This is a genomic window from Megasphaera vaginalis (ex Bordigoni et al. 2020) (assembly GCF_900240295.1).
In the GTDB taxonomy this organism is placed as follows: domain Bacteria; phylum Bacillota; class Negativicutes; order Veillonellales; family Megasphaeraceae; genus Megasphaera; species Megasphaera vaginalis.
Genome location: NZ_OEQB01000007.1, coordinates 1 through 19,011, shown reverse-complemented (window position 1 = coordinate 19,011; position 19,011 = coordinate 1). Strand labels below are relative to the sequence as shown.

Annotated in this window: 23 protein-coding genes; 17 read left to right on the top strand and 6 right to left on the bottom strand. The window is 49.1% G+C overall.

Annotated elements, in window-relative coordinates; genetic code table 11:
• Positions 1-46 precede the first annotated feature (46 nt).
• Positions 47-634 (top strand): LysE family transporter, encoded by a 588-nt coding sequence (locus C0977_RS09065; RefSeq protein WP_101913165.1) that lies wholly within the window; start codon positions 47-49, stop codon positions 632-634.
• Between the two features lie 582 nt (positions 635-1,216).
• Here C0977_RS09065 and C0977_RS09060 read toward each other — a convergent pair.
• The 5 genes from C0977_RS09060 to C0977_RS09040 all read right to left on the bottom strand — a co-directional run bounded on the left by C0977_RS09060 (position 1,217) and on the right by C0977_RS09040 (position 4,687).
• Positions 1,217-2,323, bottom strand: a complete 1,107-nt coding sequence (locus C0977_RS09060; protein ID WP_101913164.1) for a tyrosine-type recombinase/integrase — start codon at positions 2,321-2,323, stop codon at positions 1,217-1,219.
• A 166-nt stretch (positions 2,324-2,489) separates the two neighbouring features.
• Positions 2,490-2,696: a hypothetical protein gene (locus C0977_RS09055; protein ID WP_101913163.1), complete on the bottom strand. Its 207-nt coding sequence runs from the start codon at positions 2,694-2,696 to the stop codon at positions 2,490-2,492.
• Positions 2,697-2,856: 160 nt separating this feature from the next.
• Entirely contained in the window at positions 2,857-3,936 is a 1,080-nt protein-coding gene (locus C0977_RS09050; protein WP_101913162.1) for a type I restriction endonuclease, read from the bottom strand.
• Positions 3,937-4,014: 78 nt separating this feature from the next.
• On the bottom strand, positions 4,015-4,275 hold the full coding sequence (locus C0977_RS09045; RefSeq protein WP_023053442.1) for an ImmA/IrrE family metallo-endopeptidase: 261 nt from the start codon (positions 4,273-4,275) through the stop codon (positions 4,015-4,017).
• Positions 4,265-4,687 carry a helix-turn-helix domain-containing protein gene (locus C0977_RS09040; RefSeq protein WP_234987633.1) on the bottom strand — a complete coding sequence of 141 codons (423 nt, stop codon included), beginning with the start codon at positions 4,685-4,687 and terminating at the stop codon, positions 4,265-4,267. Before C0977_RS09040 ends, C0977_RS09045 begins: the two co-directional genes overlap by 11 nt.
• A 120-nt stretch (positions 4,688-4,807) precedes the next feature.
• Between C0977_RS09040 and C0977_RS09035 the strand changes: the two genes are divergently transcribed.
• Positions 4,808-4,996: a helix-turn-helix transcriptional regulator gene (locus tag C0977_RS09035; RefSeq protein ID WP_101913160.1), complete on the top strand. Its 189-nt coding sequence runs from the start codon at positions 4,808-4,810 to the stop codon at positions 4,994-4,996.
• A 257-nt stretch (positions 4,997-5,253) separates the two neighbouring features.
• Here the strand turns inward: C0977_RS09035 and C0977_RS09030 are convergent, their stop codons facing one another.
• Positions 5,254-5,631: a helix-turn-helix domain-containing protein gene (locus C0977_RS09030; RefSeq protein ID WP_101913159.1), complete on the bottom strand. Its 378-nt coding sequence runs from the start codon at positions 5,629-5,631 to the stop codon at positions 5,254-5,256.
• Positions 5,632-5,814: 183 nt separating this feature from the next.
• On the opposite strand from C0977_RS09030, the gene C0977_RS09025 reads away from it, so the two are divergent.
• From C0977_RS09025 to C0977_RS08955, 15 genes are all read left to right on the top strand, one after another.
• Positions 5,815-6,027 (top strand): helix-turn-helix domain-containing protein, encoded by a 213-nt coding sequence (locus tag C0977_RS09025; RefSeq protein ID WP_101913158.1) that lies wholly within the window; start codon positions 5,815-5,817, stop codon positions 6,025-6,027.
• Between the two features lie 70 nt (positions 6,028-6,097).
• On the top strand, positions 6,098-6,334 hold the full coding sequence (locus C0977_RS09020; RefSeq protein ID WP_023053490.1) for a hypothetical protein: 237 nt from the start codon (positions 6,098-6,100) through the stop codon (positions 6,332-6,334).
• Positions 6,331-6,561: a hypothetical protein gene (locus C0977_RS09015; RefSeq protein ID WP_023053425.1), complete on the top strand. Its 231-nt coding sequence runs from the start codon at positions 6,331-6,333 to the stop codon at positions 6,559-6,561. The genes C0977_RS09020 and C0977_RS09015 overlap by 4 nt, the downstream gene beginning before the upstream one ends.
• A 13-nt stretch (positions 6,562-6,574) precedes the next feature.
• Positions 6,575-6,913 (top strand): hypothetical protein, encoded by a 339-nt coding sequence (locus tag C0977_RS09010; RefSeq protein ID WP_023053507.1) that lies wholly within the window; start codon positions 6,575-6,577, stop codon positions 6,911-6,913.
• 14 nt (positions 6,914-6,927) lie between these two features.
• Positions 6,928-8,448, top strand: a complete 1,521-nt coding sequence (locus tag C0977_RS09005) for an SNF2-related protein (protein ID WP_200814258.1) — start codon at positions 6,928-6,930, stop codon at positions 8,446-8,448.
• Between the two features lie 2 nt (positions 8,449-8,450).
• Entirely contained in the window at positions 8,451-8,858 is a 408-nt protein-coding gene (locus tag C0977_RS09000) for a DUF4406 domain-containing protein (protein ID WP_101913157.1), read from the top strand.
• A complete protein-coding gene (locus C0977_RS08995; RefSeq protein ID WP_023053502.1) occupies positions 8,824-9,795 on the top strand; it encodes a DNA-methyltransferase in 972 nt (323 codons plus the stop codon). Before C0977_RS09000 ends, C0977_RS08995 begins: the two co-directional genes overlap by 35 nt.
• Positions 9,782-10,216: a hypothetical protein gene (locus C0977_RS08990; protein ID WP_101913156.1), complete on the top strand. Its 435-nt coding sequence runs from the start codon at positions 9,782-9,784 to the stop codon at positions 10,214-10,216. The genes C0977_RS08995 and C0977_RS08990 overlap by 14 nt, the downstream gene beginning before the upstream one ends.
• Positions 10,213-11,385 (top strand): DUF2800 domain-containing protein, encoded by a 1,173-nt coding sequence (locus C0977_RS08985; protein ID WP_101913155.1) that lies wholly within the window; start codon positions 10,213-10,215, stop codon positions 11,383-11,385. The genes C0977_RS08990 and C0977_RS08985 overlap by 4 nt, the downstream gene beginning before the upstream one ends.
• Positions 11,386-11,399: 14 nt before the next feature.
• Positions 11,400-11,996: a DUF2815 family protein gene (locus tag C0977_RS08980; RefSeq protein WP_101913154.1), complete on the top strand. Its 597-nt coding sequence runs from the start codon at positions 11,400-11,402 to the stop codon at positions 11,994-11,996.
• A gap of 48 nt (positions 11,997-12,044) precedes the next feature.
• Positions 12,045-14,018, top strand: coding sequence for a DNA polymerase (locus C0977_RS08975; protein ID WP_101913153.1), 1,974 nt, complete (start codon positions 12,045-12,047; stop codon positions 14,016-14,018).
• 18 nt (positions 14,019-14,036) lie between these two features.
• Complete coding sequence (locus tag C0977_RS08970) at positions 14,037-16,463, top strand: virulence-associated E family protein (RefSeq protein WP_101913152.1); 2,427 nt, start codon at positions 14,037-14,039, stop codon at positions 16,461-16,463.
• A 262-nt stretch (positions 16,464-16,725) separates the two neighbouring features.
• Positions 16,726-17,145, top strand: coding sequence for a VRR-NUC domain-containing protein (locus tag C0977_RS08965; protein WP_234987631.1), 420 nt, complete (start codon positions 16,726-16,728; stop codon positions 17,143-17,145).
• Positions 17,135-18,523, top strand: coding sequence for an SNF2-related protein (locus C0977_RS08960; protein WP_101913150.1), 1,389 nt, complete (start codon positions 17,135-17,137; stop codon positions 18,521-18,523). The genes C0977_RS08965 and C0977_RS08960 overlap by 11 nt, the downstream gene beginning before the upstream one ends.
• Positions 18,513-18,890, top strand: a complete 378-nt coding sequence (locus C0977_RS08955) for a DUF3310 domain-containing protein (RefSeq protein ID WP_101913149.1) — start codon at positions 18,513-18,515, stop codon at positions 18,888-18,890. The genes C0977_RS08960 and C0977_RS08955 overlap by 11 nt, the downstream gene beginning before the upstream one ends.
• Positions 18,891-19,011: the final 121 nt, after the last annotated feature.

Here is a 19,011-nt window from a genome sequence, read left to right as displayed (position 1 = left end):
GGGAAGTTGCAAGACATAATTAGTATTGTCACAGGAGGTATTTATCATGAATTTTGCAGCCTTTTTTTCATATGTTTTTCTTACGGCGTTCACGCCGGGACCGAACAATATCATGTCCATGACTAATGCGGGGAAGTATGGCTTCAAAAAATCATTTCCCTTTAATCTCGGCATTTTTATGGGATTTATTCTGGTCATGTCCTGCTGCGCGATTTTTTCCGCTTTGCTTTACGATCTGATCCCCACTGTCGAACCAGCCATGTTGGCAGTCGGCGCCGCATATATCCTTTGGCTTGCCTGGATCATCTGGCGAGATAAACCGAGTGACGGTAAAAAGAGCCTCATGCAGACAACGAGCTTCTTTACAGGCATGATTCTGCAATTTATCAACGTAAAGGTTATTCTTTACGGTATTACGGCCATGTCATCCTTTGTTTTCCCTCATTACAGAGCCTTTGCGGATATTGCCTTTTTCATCTTTCTTTTGTCGTTTATCGGATTCGCCGGTACTTGTTGTTGGTCATTCTTCGGCGCCGCCTTTGAACAGTTGTTTTCAACGTACAGAAAAGCGACGAATCTGATTATGGCCTTAGCGTTAGTATATTGCGCCGTGACCATGCTTCTGGACCGGTAACAAAGCTGATCGATTTCGAAAGATTTCAAAAAAAGCCGACGATAAAAAAGCAAGCGAAAAATTTGCTTTTTATCGTCGGCTTATTACAACAAAAAAACACCGCAGCGGCAACACAATCGGCTATTCGCCAACATTACCGGTAATCCCTCGTAATAACAACGGATACAGCCGCTTTCGTTTTCCAGCGGCTGATTTTCGATTCTCCGCTATGAAATTGCTGAAAGACCGTGAAAAAGGAAAAATATCGTTCTTATTTTAAACGACAGCGGATTAAAATATCTCAGTACTGACGTTTTTCCGTAAAACATTATCTTGCTTTTGCCGATATTTTGCCGATATTTTGCCGATATTTAAAAAACAAAAGACATAAATAAGCATAAATAGACATGAAGAAAAATATAGGATAGTTCCGCAATAAATAGCATGTTTATCGACGAAATTTAAAAGACATAAATAAGCAATTAAAAAGATACACAATTAGTTCCGATAATATAACGGGGTCAAAATTCACGCATAAACACTGACTTCGTCGGCACTCTTCCGCTATTTCTTCCGCCGAAAAATTTTTATAGCGGAAGAGCTCTATAAGATGCTGTCCATGACGGAGAGGGCTTCCTTTTCCCTTTTATCGGTGATGCTATCGTAGATATTGGCCGTCGTATAGACCGAGGCATGGCCGAGGCGCTTCGAAACGTAGTCCAGGGCTAGTCCATTCTCGATAAGCATTGTGGCATGGGTATGCCGAAACGAGTGAAAGGATAGCCCGCCGAAGTGTTCCCGACACCAGAGGTTAAAGTACCGAGTCTTGTTACTGGTAAGCGGTTTTCCATTCTCTTCCGTGCATACTGCGTCGGATCGGCGATAGTACCAGCCATACTCGAACTGATCCCGTTCCTGCCAGAGCCTCTGTGCCCTCAGCTCGGCAGCTAGTTTCCGGCCAAAGGTGATAACCCGCAGCGATGATGCGGTCTTCGGCGACTCAATACGGGCATCTCCTGTTTTGTCGTACTTGTTGCCAACGACTTCCAGCGTGTGCGCTTTTAGATCTACATTTGACCACCGTAGGGCCAGGCATTCCCCGAGCCGCATCCCTGTGCAGTATGAAAGCATGCACGGCATGTGCAACTGATTTCCTCGTGGGAAGCGCTCGAAAATCTGCTCAATCTGTTCAGCCGTGAAGACCTTAATCGTCTGAAACTGCGGGGTGTACCGGGGCACTCTGACGTTATCCATTGGATTGATAGTCAGGTACCGCCTATTGGCCACACACCAGCGAAAAGAGGACCGCAGGACCGCTGCAATTGATTTCAATGTACCCCGGGCGTATTTATTTCTCAAATCTGTGATATAGTCCTGCAGCATCGGTGTCGTGATGTCCTTCAGCCGGACCTTGGCAAAAGCCGGAGTCAGATGATTATCGACGATGTTTTCATAAGCATCGACTGTGTTCGGCTTCAGATTGATGCGAACTTCCTTTTCCATCCACTCCTGCAAGAAATCCGGGTAGAGTAAACTGGATGGCTCGAAGAACCGCCCGGTCCGGTCTATCTCCCGCATGGCGACACGGTAGGCCCTGGCAGCCTCGGCCCGGGTGAATCCCCCGAAGTGTTCATGCTTATGGTACCGTCCCATATCGTCCTTCTCGTTTATGGTGTAGTACCATCTATCTTTGATTTGTCGTAAAAACATGTAAATCAGCCTCCTAATCATGGCGGATAGCGGGCTGATGTGGTACAATAAAACTGTAGATCAGCCCTAAATATCTACACAATCGCCGAATCGGTACTGGTAATACCGACCGGCACGTCCCGTCTCATGCTGGTAACATGAGACGGGACTTTTTTTATTTCTGCGGTTATTGGCTATCCCGACCAATAACCATAGCAGTATAATGCACAGTAGACTGCAGATTGCCATCCTCATCGGTTTCACATTCCGAAGAGATGCCATACTGGATATCAACGGTACAGTCATCCAGCTGCATACGCTCAACTACGTCCTTTACAGATGCCTCTAAAGACAGGGCATCCAATTCATCGACACATTCAATGCGTCTAATCATTTACATCACACTCCTGCATAGGATTCCTACTTGCTTTCGTCCCGAGGTTTCCAGTATTCCGGATACTGTTCATATTCAAGGGCAAACGCCTTATTGATGTTTTCCAGGTGGCTCGGCTTCAGCGATGCAATCTGGTTCAGGATCTTGTACGTACTATATATTACTTTACAAGTTCGTCGAGTCTAGCAATTAATTGCGTTGATAAATCAAATATATCATCTACAGATTCGATATCGTAGCGAATGGCGTTATCTCCATTCTTTATCATAATAAATTTTACTTTATCCTTAATATAGATCCGGCAGATCCATCTTGTTGTTTTTTTATCAAGGTTTACCGCAAAATATGTTTCAGTATCTTTATATGTTATGCGGGACGCATCGATTTTGGTTCGCAAAATTGATTTTATTACATAAAAACTCGATAATTCTTCGGGTGTAGTGATAATTTTCTTTTCTGGGAGTGATTCTAGTGGAGTTTCCGGACCTTGTGGTTCGGTAGAGTCATTCCCTGCGGAGCTCTCAGATTCTTTTGAAATAGCACTTTTTAAACGGTCGTTTATTATTTCGGAAATTACAAGGTTGAAAGCTCTCTTTACCAATGGTTGATATTTTTCGACGACTGCTTGAGTTTTCATCCCTTCGTATATTCCTCTGTTCAAAATTAGTCTAACGAATTCCTCACTAGGCTTTACTAGTTCATCTTTTATAACTTGTCTGATTTGACTCATGTATTTTAATTCTGCGGCAGTATCATATATTTGGTTCTTATCAAAATTTTCTTTTTGAAATTTTTGAAGTTCTTGAATTTGGTATTCTTTTAAAGCTAATAAGTTAATTTCTAAGAATGGAGCTTTATCCATTTTATTAGTCTCTTCTATATCGGTGTAAAAACGATAAATTATTCCATTGGTTAAAATACCGAACTTAGCAGCAGATGTTCCAAAGTATCGGAATAGTTGGGAACCATGTTTTGTCAAATCTTCATTTATATTTTTACATTCGATTAATATAACCGGTTCATCATTAATCAAAATGGCATAGTCTACTTTTTCTCCTTTTTTAATACCTACATCTGCCGTAAATTCAGGAATGAATTCTTCTGGATTAAATACATCATAACCAAGGAGCTGAAAAAATGGCATAACTAATGATGTTTTTGTGGCTTCTTCTGTAGAGATGTTGTTTTGTAAATTTGGAATACGGGCCGAGAAAGAATGAATTTTTTCTTCGAATGACATAATAATTCCTCCTAATTATAATTAAATCATACTTTGTAAAATTAGTGTTTTTGACAAGGGATTTGACATAATTTGTTTTTAAACAACATGATAGAAGAAATCCATATCTTTAGCGTCTTCTATGAAATCACTGCGACGAATCATTTCTTCAATAAGGGTCGCTTCTTTTTTTGCGTCAAAATCATTCCTATTTATATGCGATAGTTCGTGCAAAATTTCGTCTTTCGCTTGCTCTTGTGATAACCCTTTATTAATACAAATGGTATAGCTGCCATCGTCATTTTCTGCCGTGCCAGCTTTGGCATACGGAATATCGCAAAGTACTATATTAATCGTCATTATTTTTTTCCCTCGATTTTAAGAATTTTATATAGTTGTATGCTTCTTTCATCTGTTCTTTTGTTAAATCCTTGGACGCGCTGAAAAGAACTTTCAGTTCTGGATTAGTACGCAACTCTTCAGCATATGCAGCTGTTTCAGGATCTATGTAATAGCCTTGAGGTTGAGTATTAATTATAACCTCTTGATCACTTTCTAATTTAGGTAATAAGTCATCCAATGACATATTCATTGCCCTTGCAATAGCTTGCATTTTTGGTAAAGATGGGCTTATTGGCTTTCCAGTAGAAGGGTTAATCACTTTTTCTAACATTCCAATATAAGCTTTACTTAATCCTGAACGGTTAGCAAATTCTTGCATTGAGAGATTATTTTGCTCGCGGTATTTTTTTATCAATTCGCCTATATACATTAAAACCATCCTCCCTTGGCGTTAAATATATCATACACCAACAGAAGAAATTTGTAAAATATATTTGACAAATATAATTTTGTCTAATATAATGGACACAAAGAAGGGGGAGGTGATGACATGTATAAAGTGAAAGAGAGGAGAAAACTTCTTGGTCTTACTCAAGAAGAATTGGCAAAAAGAGCAGGAATATCCCGTCAAACAATTATTTCTATAGAAAGTGATATGGAAGTTCCTACTTCGACAATAACGTTAATAAGATTAGCAAATTCTTTAATGTGTAAGGTTTCGGATATTTTTATAGCCTGATTGTCTAATATAGCAGACGATTAATAACATAAAATCATAACCCGCCTAACCAAGAGAAAGGAGGTCGGCAAAAATAATATGGTTATCGAGCAATCGAAAGGAGATAAGGAGGTGAGAGGAATGGAAGACAAAGAAAAAGAACCCTGCAGGACAGCATCGCATTGACGATATTCGTATACGTACCACTCTCATTAGGTGTCGTCATAGCTCTGACCTTTGACGGCAGATGCGTAGTAACTATGATGTTAATGTTCAAGCTATTTATTCCTTTCCGTTTTCAAAAACCGGATGTAGTTGGCCGCCTGCTGCATTTCTTCCGGTGACAGGTCCGCTGCTGCCGAGAAGAGAATCTTAAGCTCCGGGTCCGTGCGCAGCTTTTCTGCCAGTTCCGCTGTATCAGAATCATCGTAATAGCCGTTCTGGTCCTCAGCTTGTTCCCAACCCATGAGAGCGCCTGGTGTCGTATGCAGCGCCAGCGCAATCTTTTCTATCCGGTCAGATGGTATATTTCCAATGACTCCGGATTCATATCGCTGGATTGTCTGCCGGCTGACCCCCACGATTTTAGCGACATCATCCAGTGTCATCTTCTGCTGTAATCTTGTTCTTTTAATATTTTCGTTTAAAGTTGTCATAGCAAAGCTCCTTCTTGCTATATTGTATTTAATCATCTATAAGTACATTATAGCACGAAAATCACATATTGTGCAACAAAAATATTATAAATTAGGTAGAAAATCACTTGACGAGGGACAAAATTAACAGTATACTCTAACTATGAAAGTTACCTAATAAGTAACAAAAAAGGAGGTGATATCATGGTCGATACAAATGCCCTGCGCGGTATCATTGCGCGGGAAGGGAAGTCTCAGGTACAGGTAGCGGATGCGCTCGGTATCACCCCTAAGACTTTCTACGAAAAGATGAAAAAAGGTGTCTTCAACTCTGACGAATTGTATGCAATGGTAAAATTTCTGAATATTTCTAACCCTATAAAAATTTTTTTACCGACAAGGTTACGTATTAAGTGACAAAAAGAGGGAGATTGATTTACATGAAAGAAGGTACGATGCTGGAACGCCCGGTACAGGAGGTGGGACGATGACTAAAGATACTATTCCGATGGATGACGCGGATAGGCTCATGAGCCTAGAAGAAGTGCGCATTAGACTGCGCACGTCACCACACATAGTGGCGCAGATTGTTAAGCAAGGGCTGCTGAAAACCCTGCGATTTGGCAATAACAAGCGAGTAAGAAAGTCCACGTTCAACGCTTTCCTGACCAAATACGATGGTCAGGACCTGTTGGAATTACTGAAGGAGGTGAAGGAAGAATGAAGCAACACGAATTACCACGGCCTGAGCCGTGGATTAATTCCCGGCATCGGCCGGAAGAGCCTAAGCCCAGCGAGCCTGAAATCAGCGAACGAGCCTGGCGGGAAATCATTTCCCTGCAGGATGAAGCAGATACCGCTATAGCCGGATGTTTATTTCTGGGCGGGGTGCTCCTGACGGTCATCATGGTCGCGTATATCATGTGGACGAATCATTTAATCATCCATTAAAGGAGGTAATTTTATGAAAAAATCAAAAATGGCTCAGCTGTTTTCCCTATACGCGGAGAATCCGAGTCTGACGAATGAAGAAGGAGCAAGGGCCGTAGACGTATCATCTGACGCCCTGCGGACGATGAAGCACCGGCTGATCGCCGCCGGGTACCTGAAACCGGAAAGTGATGGCAGCGTATCGGTCCTGAAAGAGTTTCGGGCACGTCCGGCCAACACGACCAGTGTATTCAAGGCCGCCATCTACGAAGAGATGGTGGAAGCTTACATGGAGGATTTCCGACAGCAAGCTACGTTTGCGGACCGGCTATCCGTAGGCCGTGAAATACGGCTGATCTTAGAAAAAATGTAAAGGAGGCGGGGCCTATGGAAGACTGCAGAGCCTGTGCCTGGGATGGCTACTGCATCCCGGATGAGTGCATAGGCATACAAAAAAGCGCCGGCACCTGCGCCAACAGGATACCGGCAAAAAAAAATATTCCAACAACAGTATATCACAGAAAACGAGTGACCACCATGGACTACACGAATTTCATACAATCTAAAATGACGATTGACGCCAGCCACGGTCTGCAGGTCCCGGTGGATCAGCTGACTCCAGCGCTGTTCGACTTCCAACGCGATATCGTGCACTGGGCATTAGCAAAGGGTAGAGCCGCTATTTTTGCGGATTGCGGGCTGGGGAAAACGCTGATGCAGCTGGCATGGTCGTTGGAAGTACATAAAGCCACTAATAAACCAGTACTGATTCTTGCGCCGCTGGCTGTTGCAGCGCAAACCGCAGCAGAGGGCAGGCGGTTCGGTATTGACGCCGTCGTCATTGAGCATCCGGAAGATGTTGTAAACGGGGTCAACATCACGAACTACGACAAGCTGGACCGATTCGACACGGCCGTACTTGCCGGTGTCGTCCTGGACGAATCATCAATCCTGAAGTCCTTTACCGGCAAGGTCCGGACGATGCTGATCAACGCTTTCTTCAGGACACCGTACCGGCTGGCCTGCACGGCGACACCGGCGCCTAATGACTATATGGAGCTCGGCAACCATAGCGAATTCCTGGGCATCATGACAAGGACGGAGATGCTCAGCATGTTCTTCGTCCACGACGGCGGAGAAACGTCGAAATGGCGGCTCAAGGGCCACGCAGAAAAGGCATTCTGGCGCTGGATGGCAGGGTGGGCCGTCGTCCTCGATAACCCGGTCAGTCTGGACTATAAAGACGAGGGCTACACACTGCCGGAGCTCCGGATGCATGAAATCATTGTTGACGGCGATACGCCGACAACAGAAAGGCTGACGCTGACACAACGGCGCAATGCGCGGAAGGAATCACTGGACGCACGATGCCAAGCTGCTGCGGACCTAGTCAACAACAGCCAGGACCAATGGCTGGTATGGTGTGACCTCAATGCAGAATCGGAAAAGCTCCATGAGCTCTGCAACTTATCGCGGCAGGTCCTCGGATCCGACAAAAGCAGCTATAAGTCGAGTACGATGCTGGGCTTTTCTGTCGGCGTCCTGAAATGCCTAGTCACGAAACCTAAGATCGCCGGATTCGGGATGAACTGGCAGAACTGCCACAACATGATATTTGTTGGATTGAGTGACAGCTACGAACAATACTATCAAGCTGTTCGCCGTTGCTGGCGCTTTGGCCAGACTCAGCCCGTCAATGTCTACATCATCATCAGCGCCAAAGAAGGCACGGTTAAGGAAAATATTGAACGCAAAGAAGCGGATGCCATCAACATGAGGCGGAAAATGGCAGAATTAACCCGCGAATCCGTCAAAGAAAACTTATCCCGGACGGCGCGCATCATGAGCGTCTACAAACCGGCAACGCCCATGCAATTACCTGCCTGGGCAGAAATGGAGGCAATATAACGATGAAACTGATTTACGTAGCCATGCCATATGGCGGAAAGAAAGAAGTCGAGGCCCGGGCCGCTAAGATCCTGCAGGACCTGAACAGCCAGGAGTACCGGATCCCATACAGGCTCAGGAAACAACTGCCGGATATCGAGATTGAGAACAAGTACACGTATATCTCACCAGTGCTGGCCTTCGGGGCGTCCTATCATGATCTGACTTACGAAGATGGGATAGACGACTGCCTGACGCTGCTGTCACGATGCGACGCCTTAATAATCCTGGGCGAGAACTGGGCAGAATCCCGGGGCGTCATGGCGGAATACGCGTTCGCCCAAGCCCGGGGAATCCCGGTACTGTACATGCCAAAACCAGAGGAGGAACTGGAAGATGACACAAGTAATAAACCAGTACGTATCGGATAAGGTATCACTATATAACGGTGACTCCGTAGAGATGCTGCACGGGCTGCCGGAGAGCAGCATCCACTACAGTATTTTTTCACCGCCTTTTTCGTCGCTGTACACGTACAGCAACAGCGACCGGGACATGGGAAACAGCGACAGTGATACCCAGTTTTACGCGCATTTTGGCTTTCTAATCCACGGGCTGTACCGCGTCATCATGCCGGGGCGACTGGTATCGGTACACTGCATGGACATCCCGAAAATGTTAAGCCGCGACGGCGTCATCGGCTTGAAGGACTTCCCGGGAGAAATTGTTCGGGCATTTGAAAAAGCGGGCTTCATCTACCATAGCCGCGTCGTTATTTGGAAGGACCCGCTGGTAGAGGCTACACGGACAAAGGCCCTGGGGCTGATGCATAAGCAACTATGCAAAGATTCGGCCATGTGCAGGATGGGCTTGCCGGATTATATAGTGACTTTCCGCAAGCCGGGGGATAACCCAGAGCCGGTCTCTCATGACGACGGGCTGAAACGATTCTACGGTGACAATGAGCCAGAGGGCGTGAAGACGCTACGGCCACAGCCGGACCCGGAACTCGTCGAAGCAAAGAAGAAGTACAACACAGTACCGATATACAGTCATCAAGTGTGGCGCCGGTACGCATCACCGGTCTGGCTGGACATCCGGCAGAGCAACACGCTCAACCGGGCAGCGGCACGGGATGAAAAAGACGAGCGGCACATCTGCCCGCTTCAGCTTGACCTGATTGCCCGGTGCATAGAACTATGGACCAATCCCGATGACATCGTACTGGACCCGTTCGCCGGTATCGGCAGCGTCCCAGTCGTAGCCCTGCAGATGAGCCGCCGGGCCATGGGATTTGAACTGAAAGAATCTTATTATAATCAGATGTTATTGAACTGCAAAGAGGAGGAAAATCATGATGAAAATTAACATCGAATTTACCGGTGGCATGGATGAAATTATGAAAGATTTTAGCGCGCTCGGCTCAATTTTGAGCGCAGTAAAAACGGAAGAAGACCAGCATCCATATTTGGATGCAACACCGGAAGTTACCGCTAAACCGCCGGAAGCAGCAACTCCTGTGCCGGAAACACCGCAGGCCACCGCCCCGGCTAACCCGGAACCTGTGAGCGCCGCTGCTCCGGAGCCGCCTGTCGTACCGAAGGCGCCGGTCAAGGAATACACGCTGGATGAACTGCTGACTGCGACAGCACCGCTTATGGACGCGGGAAAAATTGCTGATTTGCAGGCGTTGATGCAAAAATACGGTGCTGTATCGATGATGGATATTCCGAAAGAGTGCTATGGTGAACTGGCTACTGATCTGCGGGCACTGGGGGCGAGATTATGAGCCGTCAGCATGCGCTACTTAGCGCGTCCGCGGCGCACCGTTGGCTGAATTGTACCGCGGCGCCTAAGATGGAAACTAAATTCCCGGATACTACGTCCGAATACGCAAAGGAAGGCACACTGGCGCACAGCATCGCAGAGCTCAAACTGCGGGCCTATGCGGTCGAACCGATGAGCCATGCAACATTCTCGCGGCGGCTGAATAAACTCAAAAAGGATGAGCTATATCAGCCGGAAATGGATACCCACACAGAAACCTACCTCGACTACGTCAAAGGTATTCTGCTATCCTATCAGGCAAAACCCTACGTTGTTATCGAAAAGAGAGTAGATTTCAGCCAGTACGTACCGAGTGGCTTTGGTACGGCGGATTGCTTGATCATGGCTCCAGGAGAGCTGCACGTCGTGGACTTCAAATACGGAAAAGGCGTCCCGGTAGACGCTGCCAACAATCCTCAGATGCGCCTGTACGCGCTGGGGGCGCTGAGCACGTACCAGCTGTTGTACCAATTCAAATCAGTACATATGCACATCGTACAGCCGCGGATTCAAAACTTTAGCCAGGAGACATTAGGCGTCGACATCCTGCGGCAATGGGCAGAAGACGTTGTCAAACCGAAAGCCCAGGAAGCCCTGAGTGAAAGCGGCGGGAAGTTCCATCCGGGTGAATGGTGCCGGTTCTGCCGGGCAAAAGCCCCATGCAAGGCCCGCTCTGAATACTACGCGGCCATGGCTGACACGGCGCACGAAAAGCGCGATATGACGATGATTACTATGCCAGAACTGGGCAAATACCTGGCCATCGCCAAGCAGCTCAAGGCCTGGGCGGATGATTTACAGGAATACGGGCTGGCGTGCACGCTGCAAGGCGTCCCTGTTCCCGGCTGGAAATGCGTAGAAGGCCGCGGCAGCCGGGCATTTACGGATACGGACGCCGCGTTTAGCAGGCTTATGGAAAACGGCATCGACGAATCCATCTTGTATGAACGTGTACCATTGACGCTGGCCAAAACGGAAAAGGCTATTGGCAAGAAGTTGTTTGAAGAACTTGTCAGTGAGTATGTCGAAAAGAAACCGGGCAAGCCAACACTGGCGCCGGAATCAGATAAGCGGCCGCCGATTGAACTTACGCCAAAAGCCGCTGACGTATTCAAAAATATTGAAGATTAATGGAGGGGCGCACAATGGAAAACACCAGCATCGTAGTAGAAAACGTAAGACTTAGCTATGTACATCTTTTGAAACCGTACGGCCGGGACCCGCAGGCCGCACAGAAATATAGTGTTACCATCCTGCTGCCGAAATCGGATACAGCAGGCAAGCAGAAGATTGATGCGGCTATCGCCGCCGCCACGCGCAACGGCATGAACGGCAAATGGAACGGTACAGCTCCGGCAAAGGTACCGACGCCTGTATGGGACGGCGACGACCTGACACAGAACGGCAACTCCTTCGGTCCTGAATGCAAAGGCTGCTGGGTATTCGCGGCATCCAGCCCGGCGGATAAGCCGGTCGATATCGTCGACGCCCGGATGAACCGCATCATCGACGCCACACAGGTATACAGCGGCATGTATGCCAATATCTGCGTCAACTTCTTTGCTTACAATTACCAGGGAAAGAAGGGCATCGGCTGCGGCCTCGGTCCGGTCCAGAGAATTCGTGACGGCGAACCGCTCGGCGGGTCCGCACCGACAGCGAAATCGGTATTCCATGTCATTCAGGAACCAGCGGCGCAACCTGCACCTGCTATTAACCCGTTGACCGGACAGCCGATGTAATCGTTCTGTGGGGGCCTTTTACTGGCCCCTTTACTAAGAGGGTAAATCATGAGGAAACATTTATCTATTGACATAGAAACATTTTCTGATGTGGATATCGGAAAATGTGGCCTGTTCAAATATGGTGATACTGAAGCCTTTGAAATACTGCTGTTCGCCTACTCCTACGATTTTGGCCCGGTAAACGTGATTGACTTGGCAGCGGGGCAGCAGATACCAGCCGACGTTTTATCTGATCTGCAGGATCCGGATGTCATCAAGCACGCATACAACGCGGCCTTTGAAATTACCTGCCTGAACCGGGCTGGCTTCCGGACGCCGCCAGAGCAATGGCACTGCACGATGCTGCACGGGCTGTACCTTGGATACCCGGCGGGCCTTGCAAACCTGGGTAAGGCGTTGGGACTTCCGGAAGATAAGCGCAAACTGTCGTCTGGCAAGGCCCTGATACGCTATTTTTGTGTACCCTGCAAGGCGACGAAACGAAATGGCGGCCGAACGCGTAACCTACCAAAGCACGATCCGGACAAATGGGCGGCTTTCCAGGAATACTGCCGCCAGGACGTCATCACGGAAATGGAAGACTATAAGCGACTTAGCGCGTATCCGGTGCCGGACTGGCTGCAACATGACTGGGTAGATGATTATCGGATAAACGCGCACGGAATACTGCTGGATCAGGAGCTGGTGCATGGCGCGCTGGCGATAGATGCTGCTCACCGGGAGACGCTGCTGCAAGAGGCTATGAGACTGACCGGACTAGAGAATCCCAACAGCCGGAATCAATTGCTGACGTGGCTTAATGATAACACTGACCTGCGCATGGACACGCTCACCAAGGCATCGGTTGCCGACGCGCTGCAAGAAGCAGAGGGAAACGCGGCGGAAGTGCTGCGTATCCGTACTATGCTTGCCAAGGCGTCTGTCGCTAAATACGCGGCGATGCAAGTTGCCAGTTGTGCGGATGGCCGCATTCGAGGCGTCCTGCAATTCTACGGGGCAAACCGAACAGGACGATGGGCCGGGCGGCTGGTGCAGGTGCAAAATCTGCCGCATGACGCGCCGACTGCCCCCGACGTGGCGCGCCATATTGTTAAACGGGCTGACGGGTGCGCATTGAATGTCCTGTATGGAGACGTTCCCGCTATTTTATCACAGCTCATCCGGACAGCGTTCATCGCGCCTGACGGTTATACATTATGCGTTTCGGATTTCTCTGCCATCGAGGCCCGCGTGCTGTCGTGGTTGGCCGGGGAGCAATGGCGCATGGATGTTTTTGCGAACAACGGCGACATCTATTGCGCGTCGGCGTCGTCGATGTTCGGCGTCCCCGTCGTCAAGCATGGCGTTAACGGCCATCTCCGGCAAAAGGGGAAAGTCGCGGAGCTGGCTTTAGGCTATCAAGGTGGCCCGAACGCGTTGATCGCTATGGGTGCACTCAAGATGGGCCTGAATGAAGAGGAGCTGCCGGATATCGTGGCTAAATGGCGGGGCGCTAACCCCCGGATCCGGGATTTCTGGTATGCCGTAGATGAAGCGGCCCATCAGGTGATGGAATCCGGACAGATGGCGGGGCTGCCGCATGGCATCCTGATCGCCAGAGAATGCAATCTGTTATATGGGTACGACTATCTGACGATTGCGCTGCCCAGTGGCAGAAAGCTGTTCTACCCGCAGCCATACGTGGCCGATAACCAATTCGGGCGCCCGGCTATCTACTATCGGACGCAAATAGGCAGCAAGTGGGCCAGCACATCGACGTACGGCGGCAAGCTGGTGGAAAACATCACGCAGGCCGTTGCCCGCGATTGTCTGGCCCTGGCGCTGCGCCGCCTGATTCAGGCAGACTATCAGCCGCTTATGCATATCCACGATGAAATCGTGCTGGAAGTACCGAACGACCGCTTGCATGAAGATGAGATAGAACGGATTAACAGCATCATGTGCGCGCCGATCCCTTGGGCCCCAGGGCTGATCCTCAACGCTGACGGTTTTACCAGTACATACTATAAAAAAGACTGAAGAAAGGGGGGGGCCACGTTGCAGTATGACCGTGCATTACATGTCAGTGTCGGTGCAAACCGAATCAGCAAAAACTGGATACGGACAGAGTTCCTGTGGTCGGAGTTCATCGCCCGCCTGCGCACGCCGCAGCGGACCGACGAATCCTATGCAGAGTACATGGCCATGCCCAAAGGCAGGAAGGGCGAGCTGAAGGACATCGGCGGATTTATCGGCGGTACTCTCAACGGCACCCGGCGAAAGGCGCAGGCAGTTACGGGCAGAGATCTGGTAACACTGGACCTCGACAACATCGCCAGCGGGGAAACGGATAATATCGTTCGCCGCGTTGATAGCCTGGGTGTTGCCTATGTCATCTACAGTACCCGTTCACACGCCCCATTTCGCCCCAGACTGCGTGTCCTCCTGCCGCTTGACAAAACGGTCACGGCAGACGAATACGAGCCCATAGCGCGGAAATTAGCCAGTATTATTGGTATCGAGTTATGCGATCCGACCACGTTCGAGCCATCGCGGTTGATGTATTGGCCCGGGTGCAGTATAGACAGCCAGTATGTATTCCATTATGGAGACAAGCCGTTTGTCAGTGCTGAGGGTGTGCTAGGGCAGTATGAGGACTGGAGAGATGTCCGTACCTGGCCGCAGGTACCAGGCAAAGAAGTAAAGCCGAAAGAACTGCTGGCCAAACAGCAGGACCCGACGGCTAAAGCTGGCATTGTGGGGGCTTTCTGCCGAACCTACGACATCCGTGGCGCTATTGGCGCATTCATTCCTCATGCGTATGAGGAGACCGACAAAGAGGACCGCCTGACCTACACGGGGGGCACTACGGTTGCCGGAGCCGTACTCTATGACGAGGGTGCATTTTTATACAGCCATCATGCTACAGACCCGTGCAGCGGGCAGCTGGTAAACGCATTTGACCTTGTCCGGTTGCACCTATTTAGTGATGACGACGCCAACGTAAAAGACGGAACTCCGGTCAACCGTATGCCAAGCTATCAGGCGATGAAGAAACTGGCCATGCAGGATGCCCGGGTTATGACCGATCTGAACGCTACTGCGCAGCAGCATGCGTCGGATGTCTTTACCTCGGTGTCAGCTGGCGGGGATAGTCCAGAGGTTCATATAGAAAATAACGACGTAAACTGGATGCAGCAGGCAAATCTTGAATACGACCAGAACACAGGACGCCCGAAAAAGACAATGGACAACATCATTCGTATCCTGAACTATGACCCGGAGCTTGCGGGAAAGATCGCAATCGATGACTTTTCTACCCGGGGGCTTGTCCTCGGCATGCTGCCGTGGAGCGGATGCGCCGAACGGCGCCTGTGGCAAGATACAGACGACGCCGGGGTAGCCTGGTACCTGGAAAACCGTTATGGCATTACCGGGCGGGATAAAATTGCTGGGGCCCTCATGTTGGTTTCCGAACAGCACCGGTTTAATGAAGTAAAGGACTATCTGGAAAGGATTGTATGGGATGGTATTCGGCGTATTGAAACCTCATTACATGACTATCTGGGCGCCGCCGATACGGCGTATACAAGAGCGGTATCTCGGAAGTTCTTTGCCGCTGGTGTGGCCCGTGTCATGACGCCAGGCTGCAAATATGACTATGTGCCAGTGCTTACCGGGCCACAGGGCATTGGTAAAACAACATTTCTAAAGACCATCGGAATGGGCTGGCACAGTGACAGCCTGCAAAGTTTCCGTGGCAAAGAGGCGGCGGAAATGATACAGGGCCTCTGGATCGTAGAAATTAGCGAAATGACGGGCTACAGCAAAGGGGACGATAATGAAATCAAACAATTCCTGTCACGCTGTAACGATGTATACCGCCAGCCGTACGGCCGCCATACGTGCCGCTTCCCACGCAAATGTATCTTTTTTGGTACTTGCAACGACCATGATTTCCTGAAAGACCCGACAGGGTCTCGCCGTTTTTGGCCCGTGGACGTGGGATTGTTCAGCCCGGTGAAAAGTCCCTGGGAAGATTTGCCAGCAGAGACCGATCAGATGTGGGCGGAAGCGATGATGTATTGGCGGAACGGGGAACCGCTTTTTATGGATACGCCAGAACTGGACTCTATGGCAAAGACTGAACAGGAGCAGCACCGGGAAGATAATATCAAAGAAGGCATGATTCGTGAATTCCTGGCGAAACCAATACCAGATGGATACGACGACATGAGCCTGGCAACCCGGCGGATGTGGTGGGCTGGCGCTGCCCAAAACGGCGCGCCCGCAGCCCGGACGAAGACCTGCGCGCTGGAGATCTGGTGTGAGTGTTTTGGAGGCGACCCGCGGAATATGAAGCGGACTGATGCCAGAGATATCAACGCAGTCCTGAGCAACCTTGCCGGATGGCGACGAAATAAAAGCAGAAGGAGGTATGGGTATTGTGGTACGCAACGAGGATTTGAAGTTATAAATATTTAATATTTTGCGTTTTATATACGACGTTTTTGCGTGAACATTCTAGCGCTGATTTAATAAAACTTAAAAAGTTTAAGAACGTTTGATAGAGTTTTAAGAATTAAAAATCATTCTTACCGTGCACAAACTTTTCCTTTGGACACGGGGAATGTGCACGGCTAACCCCGCGTCATTACTAGCTTTACATACATATTAGCCTTATGTGAACATTACTATATATAACAAGTAAAAAGTAAGAATTAGAGAGTATTAGAGGGTATATAGTATGCGTTATAGTTATAACAGCTCTCTAAATCCCTTAAAAAATATTTTTTTATCTGGAAATGTGCACGCCCCTAAAGACAAAAAGTCAAATAAAGGGGAAAATTATACAAAGGAGATAACAGAAATGGCAGAACGAGAACGGGACATAGAACGAAAATTAGTGCAAGGAGTGAAAGCTTTGGGGGGTATCGCGTATAAATGGGTATCCCCGGGGCACGATGGGGTGCCTGATCGAATCGTAGTTTTTCCGGGCGGGCGCGTGGAGTTTGTGGAGCTGAAGACCAGCATCGGCAGAATCAGCCCCATTCAACAGGCCCAGATTGCCCGGCTGAAAGCCCTGGAGCAGGTAGTGATTGTGTTGTACGGACTAGATGAAGTTACTGAGTATTTAGCGAGGCATGGTGGTCCTGATGCGATTTAACCCGCATCCGTATCAGCGGTACTGTATCCAGCAGGTCCTACAAAAACAGGCTATCGGGTTGTTTCTTGATATGGGTCTGGGGAAGACAGTAATCACGTTGACCGCGGTCAATGAGCTGAAATACGGCAGGTTTCAGATACGCCGTGTGCTGGTCGTCGCACCGAAAAAAGTGGCTGAAGCGACATGGCAGCGGGAAGCCTATAAGTGGGACAACTTAAAGCATCTGCGGTTTTCAACGGTTCTTGGTAATGAACGGACACGGATTCGATCGTTGCATACCCCGGCGGACATCTATATTATCAATCGGGAAAATGTTGTCTGGCTGGTAGATTACTACAAGAATGACTGGCCGTTTGACATGGTGGTGTGTGACGAGTTTTCATCTTTCAAGAGCCATCGGGCAAAGCGATTCAAAGCCCTGGCTGCGATTCGGCCCCACATCAGGCGTATCGTTGGCCTGACCGGGACACCGTCACCGAATGGCCTGGGGGATTTGTGGAGCCAGGTATTCTTGCTGGATCGTGGGGAGCGTCTAGGGCGGTATTACACCCATTTCCGGGAGCGTTATTTTGAACCAGGCCGCCGCAGCCGTGATGTGATTTACGAGTATGACCCGAAAGACGGGGCCCAGGATGCGGTCATGCAGAAAATCGCCGATATATGCATCAGTATGAAAGCGTCAGATTACATACAGCTGCCTGAATGTATCTATGATGATGTGCCGGTGGTCCTGTCGTCAAACGCGAAAACGGCATACCGCGAATTGGAAAGGACGATGATCCTTGCTTTGCCGGACGGCGATATCGATGTCACATCGGCGGCGGCGCTGTCGAACAAACTCCAACAGCTGGCCAACGGCGCTATCTATGATGATGAGCATGATGTGCATGTGGTCCATGACTGCAAACTGGAAGCCTTTATGGAGCTGGCGGAAAAACTGAACGGGCAGCATGCCTTAGTCTTCTACAATTTCCAACATGACCGGGGGCGCCTGATGGGGGCGTTGGCAAAGACGAAACTGCGATACCGGGTGTACAAAAACGCCGACGACGAACTGGCCTGGAACAATGGCGATGTGGATTTGCTGTTAGCGCATCCCGCGTCAACAGGCTACGGGCTGAATCTGCAACAAGGTGGCCATCATGTTATCTGGTTTGGGGTGAACTGGTCCCTGGAGCTATACCAGCAGGCGAATAAGCGCCTGCACCGGCAGGGACAGGAATACCCGGTAATCGTGCACCATCTCATATGTGAGGGTACACGGGACGAGGATTTAGCCGAGGCGCTGACGAAAAAGGACGCAGCCCAGGCCTTTGTGTTGAATAGTTTGAAAGTAAGAATTGAAGCAGTGAGAGGAGGTAATCACAATGACGGATAACGTAAATCATCCCGGTCATTACTGCCAGGGCGGCGTTGAGTGTATCGATGCACTGGCAGCGGCCACGACGGACCTTACCGGCATGGACGCCGTATGCACGGCAAATGCCATAAAGTATTTGTGGCGCTGGAAACGAAAAAATGGCGTAGAGGACTTGCGCAAGGCGCAGTGGTATATCAGCAGGCTGATTGCGTATAATTCCTGCCTGCGGGATCCCACTACGGGGGGGAATCAGATGAGGAGTGATTCGATTGGCAAAAGCATACAAGGACCCGACGGCAGAGCTTGCCATCGGCAGAGCTTGCCATCGGCAGAATCTGCAAGACGGAACGGACGAAAAAACTGCTTTTCAAGAAAGCCGTATTGATACTGGCCGAAGTGTGCGGCTATCGGATTCGGGTGGAATTTCTACAGAAAGGGGAGAAATAATGACGGCTAAAGAGTACCTGAGCCGCATCCGGCGGCAGAACCAGATTGTTAAGCAGGTG

Excerpts from the sequence above, each read along its gene's own strand:
- C0977_RS09035 (WP_101913160.1), top strand. The coding sequence starts at position 4,808 with ATGTATAAAGTGAAAGAGAGGAGAAAACTTCTTGGTCTTACTCAAGAA.
- C0977_RS09000 (WP_101913157.1), top strand. The coding sequence starts at position 8,451 with ATGAAACTGATTTACGTAGCCATGCCATATGGCGGAAAGAAAGAAGTC.
- C0977_RS08990 (WP_101913156.1), top strand. The coding sequence starts at position 9,782 with ATGATGAAAATTAACATCGAATTTACCGGTGGCATGGATGAAATTATG.
- C0977_RS09010 (WP_023053507.1), top strand. The coding sequence starts at position 6,575 with ATGAAAAAATCAAAAATGGCTCAGCTGTTTTCCCTATACGCGGAGAAT.
- C0977_RS08995 (WP_023053502.1), top strand. The coding sequence starts at position 8,824 with ATGACACAAGTAATAAACCAGTACGTATCGGATAAGGTATCACTATAT.
- C0977_RS09055 (WP_101913163.1), bottom strand. The coding sequence starts at position 2,696 with ATGATTAGACGCATTGAATGTGTCGATGAATTGGATGCCCTGTCTTTA.
- C0977_RS09050 (WP_101913162.1), bottom strand. The coding sequence starts at position 3,936 with ATGTCATTCGAAGAAAAAATTCATTCTTTCTCGGCCCGTATTCCAAAT.
- C0977_RS09040 (WP_234987633.1), bottom strand. The coding sequence starts at position 4,687 with ATGTATATAGGCGAATTGATAAAAAAATACCGCGAGCAAAATAATCTC.
- C0977_RS09025 (WP_101913158.1), top strand. The coding sequence starts at position 5,815 with ATGGTCGATACAAATGCCCTGCGCGGTATCATTGCGCGGGAAGGGAAG.
- C0977_RS08960 (WP_101913150.1), top strand. The coding sequence starts at position 17,135 with ATGCGATTTAACCCGCATCCGTATCAGCGGTACTGTATCCAGCAGGTC.
- C0977_RS08980 (WP_101913154.1), top strand. The coding sequence starts at position 11,400 with ATGGAAAACACCAGCATCGTAGTAGAAAACGTAAGACTTAGCTATGTA.
- C0977_RS09030 (WP_101913159.1), bottom strand. The coding sequence starts at position 5,631 with ATGACAACTTTAAACGAAAATATTAAAAGAACAAGATTACAGCAGAAG.
- C0977_RS09005 (WP_200814258.1), top strand. The coding sequence starts at position 6,928 with ATGGAAGACTGCAGAGCCTGTGCCTGGGATGGCTACTGCATCCCGGAT.
- C0977_RS09015 (WP_023053425.1), top strand. The coding sequence starts at position 6,331 with ATGAAGCAACACGAATTACCACGGCCTGAGCCGTGGATTAATTCCCGG.
- C0977_RS08975 (WP_101913153.1), top strand. The coding sequence starts at position 12,045 with ATGAGGAAACATTTATCTATTGACATAGAAACATTTTCTGATGTGGAT.
- C0977_RS09060 (WP_101913164.1), bottom strand. The coding sequence starts at position 2,323 with ATGTTTTTACGACAAATCAAAGATAGATGGTACTACACCATAAACGAG.
- C0977_RS08985 (WP_101913155.1), top strand. The coding sequence starts at position 10,213 with ATGAGCCGTCAGCATGCGCTACTTAGCGCGTCCGCGGCGCACCGTTGG.
- C0977_RS08955 (WP_101913149.1), top strand. The coding sequence starts at position 18,513 with ATGACGGATAACGTAAATCATCCCGGTCATTACTGCCAGGGCGGCGTT.
- C0977_RS09045 (WP_023053442.1), bottom strand. The coding sequence starts at position 4,275 with ATGACGATTAATATAGTACTTTGCGATATTCCGTATGCCAAAGCTGGC.
- C0977_RS08965 (WP_234987631.1), top strand. The coding sequence starts at position 16,726 with ATGCGTTATAGTTATAACAGCTCTCTAAATCCCTTAAAAAATATTTTT.
- C0977_RS09065 (WP_101913165.1), top strand. The coding sequence starts at position 47 with ATGAATTTTGCAGCCTTTTTTTCATATGTTTTTCTTACGGCGTTCACG.
- C0977_RS09020 (WP_023053490.1), top strand. The coding sequence starts at position 6,098 with ATGACTAAAGATACTATTCCGATGGATGACGCGGATAGGCTCATGAGC.